Source organism: Companilactobacillus allii (genome assembly GCF_001971585.1).
Classification (GTDB): domain Bacteria; phylum Bacillota; class Bacilli; order Lactobacillales; family Lactobacillaceae; genus Companilactobacillus; species Companilactobacillus allii.
This window is the reverse complement of sequence record NZ_CP019323.1, coordinates 603,168-619,742: the sequence shown is the minus strand read 5'-3', so window position 1 is coordinate 619,742 and position 16,575 is coordinate 603,168. Positions and strand designations below refer to the sequence as shown.

15 protein-coding genes are annotated in these 16,575 nt (G+C 36.4%); 8 read left to right on the top strand and 7 right to left on the bottom strand.

The features are described 5' to 3' along the window. Positions 1-23: 23 nt before the first annotated feature. From gyrB to dnaA, 5 genes are all read right to left on the bottom strand, one after another. Positions 24-1,976 (bottom strand): DNA topoisomerase (ATP-hydrolyzing) subunit B, encoded by a 1,953-nt coding sequence (gene gyrB / locus BTM29_RS02965; protein ID WP_076614086.1) that lies wholly within the window; start codon positions 1,974-1,976, stop codon positions 24-26. Beyond that, positions 1,976-3,097 (bottom strand): DNA replication/repair protein RecF, encoded by a 1,122-nt coding sequence (gene recF, locus BTM29_RS02960; RefSeq protein WP_076614085.1) that lies wholly within the window; start codon positions 3,095-3,097, stop codon positions 1,976-1,978. Before recF ends, gyrB begins: the two co-directional genes overlap by 1 nt. Further along, entirely contained in the window at positions 3,098-3,307 is a 210-nt protein-coding gene (yaaA, locus tag BTM29_RS02955) for a S4 domain-containing protein YaaA (RefSeq protein WP_076614084.1), read from the bottom strand. 245 nt (positions 3,308-3,552) lie between these two features. Further along, complete coding sequence (dnaN, locus tag BTM29_RS02950) at positions 3,553-4,689, bottom strand: DNA polymerase III subunit beta (protein ID WP_076614083.1); 1,137 nt, start codon at positions 4,687-4,689, stop codon at positions 3,553-3,555. A gap of 160 nt (positions 4,690-4,849) precedes the next feature. Next, positions 4,850-6,196, bottom strand: coding sequence for a chromosomal replication initiator protein DnaA (gene dnaA / locus BTM29_RS02945; RefSeq protein WP_076618627.1), 1,347 nt, complete (start codon positions 6,194-6,196; stop codon positions 4,850-4,852). Positions 6,197-6,735: 539 nt separating this feature from the next. On the opposite strand from dnaA, the gene rpmH reads away from it, so the two are divergent. The 7 genes from rpmH to BTM29_RS02910 all read left to right on the top strand — a co-directional run bounded on the left by rpmH (position 6,736) and on the right by BTM29_RS02910 (position 13,097). Beyond that, positions 6,736-6,876, top strand: a complete 141-nt coding sequence (gene rpmH, locus BTM29_RS02940; RefSeq protein ID WP_076614082.1) for a 50S ribosomal protein L34 — start codon at positions 6,736-6,738, stop codon at positions 6,874-6,876. A gap of 72 nt (positions 6,877-6,948) precedes the next feature. After that, positions 6,949-7,290: a ribonuclease P protein component gene (gene rnpA / locus BTM29_RS02935; RefSeq protein ID WP_076614081.1), complete on the top strand. Its 342-nt coding sequence runs from the start codon at positions 6,949-6,951 to the stop codon at positions 7,288-7,290. A gap of 29 nt (positions 7,291-7,319) precedes the next feature. Then, positions 7,320-8,162: a membrane protein insertase YidC gene (gene yidC, locus BTM29_RS02930; RefSeq protein ID WP_076614080.1), complete on the top strand. Its 843-nt coding sequence runs from the start codon at positions 7,320-7,322 to the stop codon at positions 8,160-8,162. A 147-nt stretch (positions 8,163-8,309) separates the two neighbouring features. Further along, positions 8,310-9,698, top strand: a complete 1,389-nt coding sequence (gene mnmE / locus BTM29_RS02925) for a tRNA uridine-5-carboxymethylaminomethyl(34) synthesis GTPase MnmE (RefSeq protein WP_192844209.1) — start codon at positions 8,310-8,312, stop codon at positions 9,696-9,698. An 8-nt stretch (positions 9,699-9,706) separates the two neighbouring features. Then, positions 9,707-11,608 (top strand): tRNA uridine-5-carboxymethylaminomethyl(34) synthesis enzyme MnmG, encoded by a 1,902-nt coding sequence (gene mnmG, locus BTM29_RS02920; RefSeq protein WP_076614078.1) that lies wholly within the window; start codon positions 9,707-9,709, stop codon positions 11,606-11,608. 84 nt (positions 11,609-11,692) lie between these two features. Next, complete coding sequence (locus BTM29_RS02915) at positions 11,693-12,046, top strand: iron chaperone (RefSeq protein WP_076614077.1); 354 nt, start codon at positions 11,693-11,695, stop codon at positions 12,044-12,046. Between the two features lie 142 nt (positions 12,047-12,188). Next, positions 12,189-13,097 (top strand): Gfo/Idh/MocA family protein, encoded by a 909-nt coding sequence (locus BTM29_RS02910; RefSeq protein WP_076614076.1) that lies wholly within the window; start codon positions 12,189-12,191, stop codon positions 13,095-13,097. 183 nt (positions 13,098-13,280) lie between these two features. On the opposite strand, the gene BTM29_RS02905 is transcribed toward BTM29_RS02910, so the two are convergent. Both BTM29_RS02905 and BTM29_RS02900 read right to left on the bottom strand, forming a co-directional pair. Next, positions 13,281-14,654, bottom strand: coding sequence for an APC family permease (locus tag BTM29_RS02905; RefSeq protein WP_076614075.1), 1,374 nt, complete (start codon positions 14,652-14,654; stop codon positions 13,281-13,283). Positions 14,655-14,774: 120 nt separating this feature from the next. Beyond that, the gene (locus tag BTM29_RS02900; protein WP_076614074.1) at positions 14,775-15,476 is read right to left on the bottom strand and encodes a glucosamine-6-phosphate deaminase; all 702 of its coding nucleotides are present in this window, start codon (positions 15,474-15,476) and stop codon (positions 14,775-14,777) included. A 196-nt stretch (positions 15,477-15,672) separates the two neighbouring features. Here BTM29_RS02900 and BTM29_RS02895 point away from each other — a divergent pair, with 196 nt between their 5' ends. After that, complete coding sequence (locus BTM29_RS02895) at positions 15,673-16,539, top strand: alpha/beta fold hydrolase (protein WP_076614073.1); 867 nt, start codon at positions 15,673-15,675, stop codon at positions 16,537-16,539. Positions 16,540-16,575: the final 36 nt, after the last annotated feature.

The window sequence follows — 16,575 nt, the reverse complement described above, 5'->3', positions numbered from 1 at the left end:
AACTTTTTTCCCTTTCCTAAAAACTAATAATCTACTTCAGCGTATTTCGCATTATCTTCAATAAAGATTCTTCTAGGTTCAACTTTGTCACCCATTAACATTGAGAAGACCTTGTTAGCTTCGATTGCATCGTCGAGTTTAACACGATCCAATCTTCTCTTATCTGGGTCCATAGTTGTATCCCATAATTGATCAGCGTCCATTTCACCAAGACCCTTGTAACGTTGGATCTTTGGTTCTGGTTTTGCTGGTAATTGTGATACGAACTCATCTTTTTCTTTGTCAGTATCAAAGTATTGCATCATCTTACCCTGACGAACTTGATACAAAGGTGGCTTAGCGATATATACATATCCTGCATCAACGATTGGTCTCATATATCTGTAAAGTAGTGTCAATAATAAGGTTCTAATATGAGCACCATCGACATCGGCATCAGTCATAATAATAACTTTGTGATATCTTGCTTTAGAAATATCAAACTCTTCTCCAAAACCAGTTCCCATAGCTGTAAATAAAGTTCTGATTTCTTCGTTAGCTAGGATCTTGTCCATTGAAGCTTTTTCAACGTTCAAGATCTTACCTCTGATAGGTAAAATAGCTTGAGTCAAACGAGAACGTCCTGTTTTAGCAGAACCACCGGCTGAATCACCCTCGACAATAAATATCTCAGAGATTGCTGGATCTTTACTTGCATTATCAGCCAACTTACCAGGTAAATTACTGATTTCTAGACCATTTTGTTTTCTAGTTACTTCACGAGCACGTTTAGCAGCTAGTCTAGCCTTAGTAGCCAAACTACCCTTCTCAACGATTTTCTTTGCTGTATCAGGGTTTTCCATCATGAACTTCATAAAGTGCTCACTGAACAATCTATCAGTAATAGTTCTAGCATCTGAATTACCAAGTTTTGTCTTAGTTTGACCTTCAAATTGAGGATCTGGATGCTTAACACTAACTACAGCCGTCATCCCTTCACGAACATCTTCACCAGATAATTTCTCAGTATCCTTCAAGAACTTCTTCTTATGCGCATAATCGTTGATAACACGAGTTAAAGCGGTCTTAAAACCAACCTCATGAGTACCACCTTCATATGTATGAATGTTGTTAGCAAAAGTCATCAAATTAGTATGGAATTCATCAGTATACTGCAAGGCAACTTCAACTGTAACGCCGTCTTGAATACCTTCTAGATAGATTGGTTCGTCAAAAACGACCTCTTTATCCTTATCCATATACTCAACATAACTCTTAATACCACCTTCATAGTGGAAGACTAGTTTTTCAGCAGTATCAGAACGTTTGTCAGTAAATGTAAGTTTTAGACCTTTATTTAAGAATGCCAATTCACGAATTCTAGTTGTCAAAACCTTGTCATCATAAACTGTTGTTTCTGTAAATATGTCAGGATCCGGAACAAAATGGACCAGAGTGCCATGTGCATATTCATCAGCATCACCAACAATGTGCATCGCATGTTTTACTTTGCCTCGTTCAAAATCGATACCATATTTCTTACCGCCACGAGTAACAACTACATCTAACTCACTACTCAAAGCGTTAACAACAGAGGCACCAACACCGTGAAGACCACCAGAGACTTTGTATCCGCCACCGCCGAATTTACCACCGGCATGAAGAATAGTATAAACAGTCTCTAAAGCTGGTTTGCCAGTTTTCTTTTGGATATCAACGGGAATACCACGACCATCATCAAAAACGGTGATGGAATTATCTGGTTCAACAGTTACATCGATTTTTGTTGCAAAGCCAGCCAAGGCTTCATCAATACCATTATCGATAATTTCCCAAACAAGATGATGTAAACCTTGCTTACTAGTAGAACCGATGTACATACCCGGTCTCTTACGAACAGCTTCAAGCCCTTCAAGGACTTGAATTTGGCTAGCGTCATATTCTTCAGCTAGTTCTTCTTGTTTATCTAGTTCAGCTTTTCTACTGTTTTCAGCCATTAAATTTCCTCCTGTTGAACTTTTCCATTAGTAATATTTAAAATATTTGGATTTTTAACAATTTTTTGATCAACATCCTCAAGTGAAGTCGTTGTAATAAAAGTTTGAATACCATTTCCAATTGATGAAAGCAGATGTGTCTGACGTTTTTGGTCCAATTCAGATAAAACATCATCCAACAACAAAACTGGATAATCACCAACCTGCTCTTTTATCAATTCAACTTCTGCTAATTTCAAACTTAGTGCAACCGATCTTTGTTGACCTTGAGAACCAAAATCTTGAACGTTTTTATCATTGATCAAAAATTTAATATCATCACGATGTGGACCAAATAGAGTCACACCTCGCTGGATTTCTTTTTGCGTGTTATCTTTGAAAGCCTGCTTATAAATATCATAAATATTTTCAACAGTCTTATCAGTGCTGTCATAAAAGCTGGAGTACTTAATTTTTAGGATTTCTTGATGATCACTGATCTGATCATGGATCTTTTCAATATGTCCTTGAAGTTTTCCTAAAAAATCAAGTCTAGTTCTTACAACCTCAGCACAATACCCTGCCAATTGATCAGATAAAACTTCTAAGTAAACTAAATCCTTAGATTGATGATGCTGAAGTTTTTTCAAATATGCGTTACGTTGCTTCAAAACTGAGCGGAACTGACTCACAGTTTGTAAGTACTGGTTGGATATCTGACCAAATTCCATATCAATAAATTTCCGGCGGATCCCAGGATTGCCTTTGACAATCGATAAATCCTCCGGAGAAAACAAAACAACGTTCAAATTTCCTATGTAACTAGATAATTTACGTTGTTCAATATTATTTAGTTTTGCTTTTTTACCTGACTTACTAACGACAAGATCTAACTTTAACTTACTGGTATTATCTTTGATCACTAATCCAGAGATTCTTGAAAAATCACTACCCCATCTGATCAAATCCTTATCATTAGACGTTCGATGGCTTCTGGTCAAAGCTAGAAAATACATAGCCTCTAATAAATTTGTTTTACCTTGGGCATTATGTCCCAAAAACACATTAATGTTTGGTGAAAAACTAATATTTAAAGACTCGTAGTTACGATAGTTTCTAAGTCTGAGATCTTTTATATACAACTATTCGATTTCAAAACTCTGATCATCAACTACAACTACATCGCCTGTACGTAGTTTTTTACCACGGCGATTTTCCGCCTCACCATTAAGGCTTACTGAATTCTCTCTTAAATACCACTTAGCTTGGCCACCAGTTGATATGATTCCAGCATCCTTAAGTAGCTGACCCAATGTGATAAATTCAGTATCAATTTTAATTTTTTTCGACATATTAACACCCTATTTATTAGATTTATACCATTTAAAGACATAATGTAATTATAGTTGTTTTTAAGTCAAAAAACAACTTAAACGTAATTTAGAGCACCTCTAAGCAATTTTTGACAATTCCAGTATCCACCCACTAAAAAAGTCTAGAAAAACTCTTATGGCAAAAATCAAGCCTTAAAAATGGAATATGGTAAAAAAATAGCCCAGAACGAAATGTTCTGGGCTAAATTCATTCGAAAAGTGATCTAGAAGGTACGAACTGGTGTAATCAGCTGTACAAAATTGTCTTTATCATCCACTGGACGCAATGTGAATGGATGAAGTGGTGATGTAAAACTCATTTCAATTGTTGTATTACTACCAAATGATCTCAAAGCGTCTTTTAGATAGTCAGGATTAAACGAAATATCCAAATCATCGCCTTCAAGATTTTCAAAATCAAGAACTTCTTCAACAGTACCTACTTCTGGAGAATTTCCATAAAGTGTAGCCTTCTTGTCTACTGACTTGATTTCAAGCTTGATAACATTATTTCTACTTTCATGTGAAAGTAGCGAAGCACGTTCAACTGAAGCTAGTAAATTACTAGTATCAAAAGTTAAACGTGTATTTGAGTCTTCTGGAATCAAACGATCAGTTTCAGGATAGCGGCCATCTAGTAGTCGTGAATAGAACATGACATTGTCAAAACTGAATAATACTTGGTTTTCAGATATTGATAGTGATATTTCTTTAACGGAATCATTAATAGTTCTAACTAATTCAGTCAAACTCTTTCCGGGGATTATCAAGTTATATTCTTCATCACTTGTTATATCGATCTTTCTTTGTGACAAACGGTGACTGTCAGTTGCGACCAAAGTCAATCCATCATTATTAATAATGAAATTAACACCTGTTAAAACTGGTCTACTCTCTTGATTTGATACAGCAATAACTGTTTGATTGACGACTTCTTTAAATAAGTCAGTAGGAAATATTAGTTGATTGTCAGTTTCAACCTCTGGTAAGTGAGGATAGTTATTTGCATCCAAACCGTTGATCGTAAATTCGGAAACTCCGGATGTAATTAATGTCTGATTATTATTTAATACTTCTAGTTCAAAATTGTCACCAGGAAGTTTCTTGATAATTTCGTTAAAGAATCTAGCTGGTAGAACTATTGAGCCAGTACTTTCGATAGTCAAATCATTGTCAGCATCATCTTGTGCAATGAAAGAAGTGATAGAAATATCGGAGTTACTTCCAGTAATTCTTAATCCTGATTCAGTTAGTTCTAATTTCATCCCAGTAAGTATTGGAATTGTAGTTTTTGTTGAAATTGCACGCTGGACATTAGTGGTTTGATTTACGAATTTTGAACGATCGATTGAAAATTTCATTTATGTAACTCCCTCTTTTAATTAATTAAGATATATATAGCAGTAGTAGTAGGTGCTGTTGATTCTGTGGATAACTATAGAAATGCTAAATGGCTGTTGAAAACTTCCTGTTATTAACACATGTGGAAAAGTATTAATAACTCAGAAAGTTTTCAACAAGTTAATTTCTCAGTTCATCCTTTAATTCATTGATGGCCATCTTTATGTCGTTATCACTAACAACTAACTCAGCTATTTTATCACATGAGTGCATGACTGTTGTGTGATCTTTACCACCGAATTCCATCCCAATTTGTGGCAATGAACGGTCTGTTAATTCTCGTGATAAATACATAGCTATTTGACGAGGAACAACGATTGTTTTGACACGTTTTTTACCTTTAAGATCATTAATAGATACATGATAATATTTGGCAACTTTATTTTGTATCTTAGCAATTGAAAGACCCTTTTTCTCTTTAGACAATTTGAATAATTTCAAAGCATCAGCTGCAATCGACTTAGTAATATCGGCATTTTTCAAGGTTGAGTATGCTTGAACACGGATCAATGCACCCTCCAGTTCACGGACGTTAGTATCAACTTGTTCCGCTATGTATGAAAGTGTGTCATTAGGAATTTCAAGGTGCTCGGCTTCTGCTTTATTACGTAAAATAGCGATCCTAGTTTCTAAGTCTGGTGCAGTAATGTCGACAGAAAGCCCCCATTTAAAGCGTGATACCAGTCTTTCTTGTAACTTTGGAATTTCGTTTGGCAAACGGTCAGATGTCATGACTATTTGTTTGCCGTTGTCGTGTAATTCATTGAAAGTATGGAAGAATTCTTCTTGAGTTCCCTCTTTTTCAGCGAAAAATTGAATATCATCTATTAATAGTAGATCGACATTTCGATATTCTTGACGGAAATCATCTTGAGTTCTGGTTTGAATTGAATTGATGAAGTCATTAGCGAAAGTTTCACTCGTGACATATTTAACCTTGGCACCGGGTTCAATCTTAATCATTTGATGACCAATTGCCTGCATCAAATGGGTTTTTCCAAGTCCCACACCACCGTAGATAAATAGTGGATTATAGATGACTCCGGGTTCTTCGGCAACTGCAAGTGCTGCTGCATGGGCCATTTGGTTTCCAGAGCCAGTAATAAATGAATCAAATGTGTATTTTGGATTTAAATGAGAATTGTGGAAAACATGACCTGATTTTTCAGAGTCATTATTATTTGTTTGTTTCGGAGCAATATTTTCAGGTTGCTCCTTTTTTGCATGCTCTTCTTGTGTTTCGATAATAGGATTTAATTCAATGCCATTAAACTTGTAAGAATATATGGCAACTTCTTCAGCGTAGTGACGTTCCCAATAGTCTTTGTGGAGTTCAGTTGGAACAGCAATGTGGATGTCGTTTCCTTCAATAAATAAAGGCTCAGCACTTCCAACCCAAGTGTTAAAGCTTACTGGAGTCAAATTTTCTTTGAGTTTTTGTTTAAAGTAATTCCAAAAGTCAGTCATTGAGGCGTCGGATGAATTATGTATGTTTTGCACAGATTTCCCCCCAATCTAATTTATTCTTAATTTTTCACGGAAAAAAGACAGTTTATATTTTATCATTCTATAAAAAAGTTTTCCACAGAACAGATGTTTAAATTTAATTATTTTAACAATGTGTTTATCAACAAGAAGACCGCTTGTGGATTATTGTGCACTTTTCGAGTTATTAACACAGTTATCCACAAAAAGCTTGATTAGAAACCCTTTAGGCTCAAAGGACTAAGTAACTTTACAACTTGAATTTTAAACCTGTGGATAACTAGTTCACAGCAAAAATTCTCGTTGGAAAAACTTGTTAAGGAAGTTGTGGACAAAAAATGTTGATAACTTAATCCACAAATTATCCACAGGACGTAATGTTTAAAAGTATTTTGCTAAAACTTCTACTAATGGAAAATTTGGTATTTAAATTGAAGCAAAAGCATGGTATTATATACGAGCAATTGTCTGAAGAAGTGAATTAAATTTATTAAAAGTATAAAAGTCAGGAGGTTTATTGAATGACTACAAAGAGAACATATCAACCTAAGAAGCGTCATCGTGAACGCGTCCATGGTTTCATGAAAAGAATGAGTACAAGTAATGGTCGCAGGGTTCTTGCAAGACGCCGCAAAAAGGGTAGAAAAGTATTATCAGCTTAGTTTTGAAGGATCACTAAATTTTGGTGGTCTTTTTTTATTATAAAAACAAGACTCAAGAGACTATGGTGACATATGAGAAAAAGTTATCGCATTAAAAAAGAAAATGAGTACCAATATGTCTATTCAAAGGGAAAGTCATGTGCAAATCGGAATTTTGTTTTGTATCAAATGCCAAAAACTGGCCAAAAACATTTTCGTGTCGGACTTTCAGTAGGTAAGAAGGTTTCCCATACTGCTGTTGGACGTAATCGTATCAAGAGATACGTGCGCCAATCTTTATTGGAATTGAAACCTGATTTACCAGCAGAATTGGATTTTTTGATTATCGCAAGGAAACCATCTGTTGATTTAGACATGTTTGAGACAAAGAAAAATATCGTACACTTACTAAAATTGGGTAAGGTAATAGGGTAGAAAAATATATAGACTTATAGGTGTAAAAGGTGAATAAAAAAAGCTTAAAGAAATACTTAGGTGTTGCACTCTTATTGAGTGTGGTTCTAGTTTTAGCCGGTTGTTCTAACCTAAATGAGCCGATTACTAGTCAGAGCACTGGATTTTGGGATCACTATATTCTTTATAGTTTCTCAAGATTTATTCTGTGGTTAGCATCTCTTGTTGGGAACAGCTATGGTTGGGCAATTGTGCTATTTACTATCGTAATTAGAGTTATTTTATTGCCACTTAACTGGTTCCAAATCAGAAGTATGAATAAACAAATGCAGATCCAGCCACAAATGAAGGCACTGCAAAATAAATATTCAGCAAAAGATGTTGACACACAACAGAAATTAAGAGAAGAAACTCAGAAACTTTATAGTGAAGCCGGAGTTAACCCGGTCGCTGGTTGTTTACCACTAGCTGTTCAGATGCCTGTTATGTTTGCTTTGTATCAAGCAATTTACAAAACAACACAATTGCGTGATGGTAGTTTCTTATGGATGCAATTGGGTAAAGCTGATCCTTACTACATAATGGCTATCTTGGCTGCCTTATTTACTTTCTTGAGTACCTACATCTCTAGTTACTCTCAGCCAACACAAAATGCTACAACAAAGATTATGACGTATGTAATGCCGATCTTTATCTTTGTTCCTGCTTTAACATTCCCATCAGCTATCACTATTTATTGGGTTGTTACTAATGCATTCCAAGTATTGCAGACATTGGCTTTCCAAAATCCCTTCAAGTATCGTCGTGAACGAAGAGAAAAAGAAGAAGAAGAACGTGAAAAGGAACGTAAACTTAGAAAAGCTAAGAAGCGTGTCTATAAACGTCGTAAATAATTGACAATTGAAACAAATCTAGTTAAGATGTTTGAGAATTTGTTTTTTAAATTGTTATATACATAGAAAAGTAGTCAAAGTGCTTTTCCGTCTTTTGGGGCGGATTACGCACTTTTTTTGTGCTCAAAATTAGAAATTAAGGAGATTATTATGCCAACAGTAACTGAATATGACACTATTGCAGCTGTCTCAACACCACCTGGGGAAGGCGGTATTTCAATTGTTAGACTTTCAGGTGATCAAGCAATAGATATTGCTAAGAAAATTTATAAAGGCAAGAATTTAACCAAGGTTGCTACACATACGATCAACTATGGTCATATATATGATCCAACCGATAAAAGTCTAGTTGATGAAGTCATGGTATCCGTTATGCGTGCGCCTAAGACCTTCACTAGAGAAGATGTCGTGGAGATCAACACTCATGGTGGAATCGTACCGACCAACAAGGTTTTGCAGTTATTGATCGGTGCTGGGGCACGTATGGCTGAACCAGGTGAATTCACTAAGCGTGCTTTCTTGAATGGGAGAATTGATCTAACTGAGGCTGAATCAGTTATGGATCTGATCCGTGCCAAAACAGACAAGGCAATGCAAGTTGCTGTGAATCAGTTGGATGGTAATTTGAACCATTTGATTTCTAATTTACGTCAAGAAATACTTGATGCATTGGCACAAGTTGAAGTGAATATTGATTATCCAGAGTATGATACTGAACAAATGACTACCAAGATGTTGTTGGAAAAGGCTAAGTTAGTTGGGTCCAATATTGATAGTTTATTGAAAACAGCAGACTCTGGTGAAATTCTCCAACATGGTCTAGCAACGGCAATTGTTGGTAAGCCAAATGTTGGTAAGTCGAGTCTTTTGAATCGTTTGCTTGATGAAGATAAAGCAATCGTGACAGACGTTGCCGGAACTACTCGAGATGTTGTTGAGCAATATGTAAATATTGACGGTGTTCCACTCAAACTCATTGATACAGCTGGAGTCCGTGATACACAAGATAAGGTTGAAAAAATTGGAGTAGAGCGTTCTATCAAGGCTTTGAATGAAGCTGACCTAGTGATTTTAGTTTTGGATTCTAGTCGTGAGTTAGAATCTGATGATATTGAATTATTAGATGCAACAAAAGATAAACGCCGCATCATTATTTTTAACAAGAACGACCTTATACCCGTTATAACGCCAAAAAATGTTTCACAACTGAAAGATGACGACATAATCATTGTTACATCAGCGATTAAAAATGATGGTATCGATACAATAAAACAAACAATCGGAAAGATTTTTAATGCAGGAATTGAAGATAGTAGCACTGACGTTATAATCACTAGTGCTAGACAAGCAGGGCTATTACGCCAAGCAAAGATCAATCTTAATGATGTTATTTCTGGGATTCAGGCTGGTATGCCAATTGATCTAGTACAGATCGACATGACATCATGCTGGGATACTTTAGGTGAAATAACTGGTGAGAGCTATCCGGATGAGTTGATCACACAACTATTCTCACAATTCTGTTTAGGAAAATAGGTGAAAGTATGCAAGTTAAGGAATTTGATTCAGAGAATTACGATGTCGTCGTTGTAGGAGCCGGTCACGCGGGTTCTGAGGCTGCGCTAGCAAGTGCCCGAATGGGACAGAAAACACTCTTAGTGACGATAAATTTGGACATGGTAGCGTTTATGCCATGTAACCCTTCAGTTGGTGGACCCGCTAAAGGAATCGTCGTCAGAGAAGTAGATGCTCTTGGTGGCGAAATGGGTAGAAATATCGATAAGACCTATGTTCAAATGAGAATGTTGAATACTGGTAAAGGTCCAGCTGTTCGTGCTTTACGTGCTCAAGCTGATAAGAATATGTATCACCGTATGATGAAAGAAGTTTTAGAAGATGAGCCCAATCTAACATTACGTCAAGGTGTTGTTGACAAATTGATCGTTGAAGATGGCGTATGTAAGGGTGTTGTAACGGCTACTGGTGCTAGATATCATGCTAAATCTGTAGTTCTTACAGCTGGTACTTCATCACGTGGTAAGATCATTATTGGGGAGTTGACATATTCATCTGGTCCAAATAATAGTATTCCATCAATCAAGCTGTCAGAGGATTTGGAAAGTCATGGATTCAAATTGACTCGTTTCAAAACTGGGACACCACCACGTGTTAATGAGGCAACTATTGATTTTGATAAGACCGAAGAACAACCTGGTGATAAAGAGCCTAATCACTTCTCATTTGAGACACCTGACTCACAATACTTGAAGGATCAAATGTCTTGTTGGATGACTTATACTAACGCTACGACACATGCAATCATTCGTGAGAATCTTGATCGTGCTCCAATGTTCTCCGGCGTTATAAAAGGTGTTGGACCTAGATATTGTCCTTCAATCGAAGATAAAATCGTCCGCTTTGCTGATAAGCCACGTCACCAGATCTTCCTTGAACCAGAAGGAAGAGATACTAAAGAGTATTACGTTGGTGATTTCTCAACATCTATGCCTGAAGAAGTTCAATTAAAGATGATCCATTCAGTTGCTGGATTGGAACATGCTAAGTTGATGCGTCCAGGATACGCAATTGAATATGATGTTATTGAGCCTTGGCAATTGAAGTTGAATCTAGAAACAAAAGTTGTTAAGAATCTATTTACTGCTGGTCAAATGAACGGAACTTCTGGTTATGAAGAAGCTGCTGGTCAAGGTTTGATGGCTGGAATCAATGCTGCATTACGTGCACAGAATAAAGATCCTTTTATTTTGAGACGTGACGAAGCTTATATCGGCGTTATGATCGATGACTTAGTAACTAAGGGTACAAATGAGCCATATAGATTGTTGACTAGTCGTGCAGAATATCGCTTGATATTACGCCATGATAACGCTGATCTACGCTTAACTGATAAGGGATATGACCTAGGGCTGATAAGTGATGACCGTTATGCTAGATTCAATGACAAACGTGACGCTACAAAAGCAGAATTGAAACGTTTGAACCGTAAGATGATCACACCTAGCATGGCAGAATCATTCATGGAAGACCATGGTTTCAAGAGTCTAAAGGATGGTATCTTGGCTGATCATTTATTGAGAAGACCAGAGGTTCATTATGAGGATATCATCGCTATGATCGGAGACCCAGAGGGTGTACCGGTAGATCGTCGTGTTAAGGAACAAGTCGAGATTGCCATTAAGTACGCTGGATATATCAAGAAGGAACAAATGAAGATTGAGCGTCTTAAGAAGATGGAATCAAAGAAAATCCCTGATCGCCTAGATTATACAAAGGTTCCCTCACTTGCTACTGAAGCAGTTCAAAAGTTGAGTAAGATAACACCTGAAACGATTGCACAAGCAAGTCGTATTAGTGGGGTCAATCCTGCTGATATCGGAATTTTGAGTGTTTATATCGAACAAGGTAGAATTGCTAAGATTTCATAAAAAATTATAGAGAAGTGTTCACTGTTGGGTGAGCACTTTTTTTCTTGGCATAGGGTATAATTATGGTAAAAATTAGAGGTAAAGATGAGTCCGATTGAAGAATATATTAAGAACGCTCCAAAAAATCAACAAGAGATGTTGAATTCGATGTACTATCTATTAAAAAATGAACTCTGTGATGCCAATGAAAAGATTTCTTATGGGATGCCAACTTTTTATTTGGATGAAAATATCGTACATTTTGCTGGGATGAAAAATCACCTAGGATTTTATCCTACACCAGGACCGATTGCTGAATTCTCAATACAGTTGAAGGATTATAAGACTTCTAAAGGTGCTATTCAGTTTCCTTATGATCAAAAACTTCCAGAAGATCTGATTAAGTCAATTATCACTTTCAGAAAACAAGAAATTTTAAACGGCAAATCTAGTGATTGATTTAATTTATTTTCTGAAAATAGATTTTACCATTGCAGAAGAAGATGGAAGTTAGATCTTTTCACTGTAAACGTTGTCATTGATTTGCTACAATCTTAATTAGTGAAGTCTGTTTGATTTTTTTAGAAAGAAGATTACTTTAATGAAAAAAATTGGTGTTATCGGATTAGGCAATATTGCACAAAAAGCATATTTGCCTGTTATGGCTAGTTTACAGGACAAATATGAATGGCATTTGACCACGAGAAATAGTGAAAAGGGCCAGAAGTTGGCTAAGAAATATGGATTCACTCATGTACATCAGACACTAGATCAATTGATCGCAGAACAGCCCTTGGCAGTTTTTGTACACACTCCAACGAGTACCCACGAACAAATTATCCGTCAATTATTAAACGCTGGGATCAATGTGTACGTTGATAAGCCAGTTTCAGAAAATCTGTCGGTTGTAAAAGACTTGTATAAGTTGGCTGAGGAAAAGGATTTAATGCTGACATGTGGGTTTAATAGACGATTTGCACCATTTGATCAGGTACTTAAGGCAATTCCAGACAAGAGACTTATCATGTCTGAGAAGATACGAGAAGGTGCACAACAAGAGACTAAATTTGCTATTTTTGATCTCATGATCCATTCGGTTGATACAGCGCTGTATTTAATGGATGAACCAATAAAGAGTGTAAATAATCATTTGGTTACAAAGGGCAAGTATCTGGAACAAGGTTACGTTACATTGACTAGTGAACATAGTCAGGTTCAGATAACTAACAACTTGGTCGGTGGTGTCAATCTTGAACAAACTACAGTTCAAAGTAGTGAGCAACGTGCTCAAGTGACTAATCTGAATTTACTTGATACGTATCAAACTGGGATCAAAGAACAAACCACACGCCCAGATTGGGAAAGAAATTTGGTAACAAGAGGTTTTGAACCATTGATATTGGAATTCTTGAGCGCTGTTTCTTCAAGTGGTGATAATCCAATCAGTCCGGAGTCGTCAATTTTGAGCCATAAGATTTGTGCGGATTTGGCTGATAGTAGTAATAAATAAATCAATACCATATCTAGTGAGAACAGGTGTTTTTGATACAATATGTTCCACATGAAACAATTTGGATGAAGAAATGAACACAAACAAGCCGATACTTACTTTCGTAAATACCGGCTTGTTTGTGTTCATATATGAAAAAACGTGCTTTTTCATATTCTATTTTGTAAAAAATTCAGTTTAATATTATTCAGCTTTTCTGTATCCGTAAGCAAAATAAATGCCTATTCCTATCGCAAACCACCCTATAGATGCAATCCATGAATTGATACTTACTTGTGTCATTAATAGAATGCATAGACCGGCTGAAATAGCTGGGAACCATGGATAAAATGGAACTTTAAAACCACTTTTTGGGACATCTTTTCGTTGACGTAATTTAATTACACCAAGAGATACGAAGACAAAGGATAGCAGTGTCCCGATATTTACTAAACTGGTCAGTTCCTCTAATGATACGAAACCACCTAGTAATACTGCCAAAATAGTAATGGCATTCAATGACGTCTTAGGCATTTTTGACTTATTGTCGATTTTTCCAAACACTTCTGGGATCAACTTGTCTCTACCTAATGCATAGACTAATCTTGAACCTCCATAAATGGTATTTAACATCATGGTGAACATTCCAGCCAACGCCCCAATACTAATCAAGAAAGTTATTTTACTTAATCCCACTTCTTTTAAGGCAAAAACTACAGGATCAGAGACATTAAGCTTGGTGTAGTTGACCATTCCAGTTAAAACGGCTGCCATGATCAAGTAAAGAGCTGCACAGATTGATAAGGAAATCATAATCCCGGCTGGAATATTTTTCTGTGGATCCTTTACTTCAGGTGCAGAAGACGGTATGACATCAAAGCCTAAATAAGCAAAGAAAACAAGGGCGGCACCTTTGACAACACCAACACCTCCCATTGGAAAGTAGGGATGGTAATTTTGCGGCTTTATATAGAATAATCCTATGACGATAAAGGCGATAATAACTGCCAATTTGATAAATACGACGATAGTATTCATGCGTGCTGATGATTGGACACCACGTCTTAATAGGAAGTAAATTAGAATCAGCACTATAATTGATGGAAGGTTAATAAAAGTTCCTTCGGAGGGAATAAATGGGCCAGTTATGGCGTGTGGTAGGTGTATCCCAAAGTTGTTAAACATACTGACGAAGTATGCTGAAAAACCTGATGACACAGCAGATACTCCCAATATATATTCTAAACACAAGGCCCACCCGACGATCCATCCGGGAAATTGTCCAAAAATAATGCTTCCATATGAATAAGTGCTTCCAGCAACCGGAAAGGTTGAAGATAATTCAGCAAAACACATTGCGGCTAAAACACAAACAATGGCGGCTAGAATAAATGATATAGTAATAGCTGGGCCAGAAGTTGCATATGCGACGATACCAGGTAGGATGAAAATCCCGGTACCAATGATCGAGCCGATTCCCATGGCGATTAAATTGTTCTTGGTTAAAGTCTTTGAAAAGTGCGAATCGTCAGCAATATATTGTTTATAATCCGCTTTTTTAAATAATTTTTTTAACATATTTTCTCCTAAGCAACCTTTATAGATTACGGGTTTAGACATGTTTATGTCAATAAAAAAAAGTCTTTTGAAATAAAATTAATTATTTCAAAAGACTATCAATAATTTTTAATAATTTAATTAAAGTTTTGCTGCTGCAGCACCATCGACGATGATTGTAACATCAGGGTGGTTTTGCAATGCACTAGCTGGAACATCTGAAGTAACTGGTCCGTTAACTGTTTTGGCAATTGCATCAGCTTTATTTTCACCGTAAGCTAGTAAGATGATCTTTTTAGCTTTCATGATTGAGCCGATACCCATTGAGTAAGCATAACGGGGAACGTCTTTTTCATCATCGAAGAAGCGCTTGTTAGCTTCGATCGTTGATTCTGTTAGTGATACCTTGCTTGTCTTACCATCAAGTGGTGAGCCGGGTTCGTTAAAACCGATGTGACCATTTCTACCAATACCAAGAACTTGGACATCGATAGGATTTTCTTCAATGATCTTGTCGTATTTTGAAGTAGCGTCTTTAGCATCAGAGTTTGAACCATCTGGAACGTATGAATTCTTAAATGGTTTCTTGCTGAATAAGTGGTCCTTCATGAAGTAGTGGTAACTTTGTTCATTGTCTGCGTTCAAACCAACATATTCATCAAGGTTAACTGATGTAATATTTGAGAAGTCGATATCGCTATTTGTCATTTCTTTGTAAAGAGTGATAGGGCTGCTACCAGTAGCCAAACCAAGAACCTTAGCTCCATTTTTAATATCTGTAGCAATAAGATTGAAAGCTTCCTTACCGCCTAAATCTTGATCTTGAACTTTAATAATATTCATATTTTAATCTCCCATCTCTTTATCAGGTCTAGTCCAATTTAACGTGTTTTAAGGTAAAAGTCAATTAAAAAACTCTGTTTTATGAAAAAAAAGAAAAAGATGTTTAAAATAATGCAAATGTTGTAGAAGTTCGGTATATTTTTGTAGGTAAGCAAAGTGATTTTAAAAAGTAAATTAAATAAAAGAGGAATAAAATTTGGAAAAAGTATTTGAAATTTCAAAGGGCAAGGTAAACGTTAAAGTTACCGGAGATCTTGATAGTGAGAAGACAGTTATTGCCTTGATTCCTGGGATTAATGGCACGATTGAATATTTTGATGAGATAACACCATTATTGCAGGAAAAGTATACTGTTGTGGCGCTTGATCTGTTGGGCCAGGGTAAGTCGACCTTATCAGATGACGGAAAGTACAATATTGATATGCAAGCTTGGAGCATGTTGGAAGTTATTGCTAGATTGCGTATCACTGAGAAAATCATGGTATTTGGATATGGTATCGGTGGTTTGATTGCTATGAGAATGGCAGAATTGCGTGACTTTGCTATTTCAAAGTTTGTGCTACTAAATACACCAGCTAACGCAAAATACGCTGATATGGATGCTCATTCATCTCTAGCAAGCATTCCATTGCTTGGTAAATTGGCTAAGTCGCCAGTTAAGTCCAGCTTGTACTTCTCTAAAGATTTTGATACTTCTAAATTGAAGAATCAAAACGTTGTTAACGATGCTGCCAATACAGTTAATCGTAAAACTGATAAGAAGTTGGGGAAGATTGCTGAGGAATATTTGGAAGAAAAGGCCTTGAATAAGCGTCTTCGTGTCGTTGGGTTGCCTACATTGGCAATTTTCTCTGATGGTGATCAAATCTTGACTGAAGCCGGTGTTAAAGATGCAAAGGCTACTATTGGCCGTGTGCCACACTTGGTTATTAAGGATTTGTTGGGTGCTGGTCATGTGGGGATGATTGAGAAGCCTAAGGAAGTTTGTGATATGATTGTTAAATTTGACGATGATACTAAGGACTTTGATTATACTGAGGTTGAGAGTATTGATGATAAGTAACGTTTTGTAAAAAGATCCGACCAGATTTTTAATTTG

Bases quoted from the DNA above. Each gene is read 5' to 3' on its own strand.
- BTM29_RS02910 (WP_076614076.1), top strand. From the start codon at position 12,189: ATGAAAAAAATTGGTGTTATCGGATTAGGCAATATTGCACAAAAAGCA.
- rpmH (WP_076614082.1), top strand. From the start codon at position 6,736: ATGACTACAAAGAGAACATATCAACCTAAGAAGCGTCATCGTGAACGC.
- dnaA (WP_076618627.1), bottom strand. From the start codon at position 6,196: ATGACTGACTTTTGGAATTACTTTAAACAAAAACTCAAAGAAAATTTG.
- gyrB (WP_076614086.1), bottom strand. From the start codon at position 1,976: ATGGCTGAAAACAGTAGAAAAGCTGAACTAGATAAACAAGAAGAACTA.
- BTM29_RS02905 (WP_076614075.1), bottom strand. From the start codon at position 14,654: ATGTTAAAAAAATTATTTAAAAAAGCGGATTATAAACAATATATTGCT.
- rnpA (WP_076614081.1), top strand. From the start codon at position 6,949: ATGAGAAAAAGTTATCGCATTAAAAAAGAAAATGAGTACCAATATGTC.
- BTM29_RS02915 (WP_076614077.1), top strand. From the start codon at position 11,693: ATGAGTCCGATTGAAGAATATATTAAGAACGCTCCAAAAAATCAACAA.
- BTM29_RS02900 (WP_076614074.1), bottom strand. From the start codon at position 15,476: ATGAATATTATTAAAGTTCAAGATCAAGATTTAGGCGGTAAGGAAGCT.
- dnaN (WP_076614083.1), bottom strand. From the start codon at position 4,689: ATGAAATTTTCAATCGATCGTTCAAAATTCGTAAATCAAACCACTAAT.
- yaaA (WP_076614084.1), bottom strand. From the start codon at position 3,307: ATGTCGAAAAAAATTAAAATTGATACTGAATTTATCACATTGGGTCAG.
- mnmG (WP_076614078.1), top strand. From the start codon at position 9,707: ATGCAAGTTAAGGAATTTGATTCAGAGAATTACGATGTCGTCGTTGTA.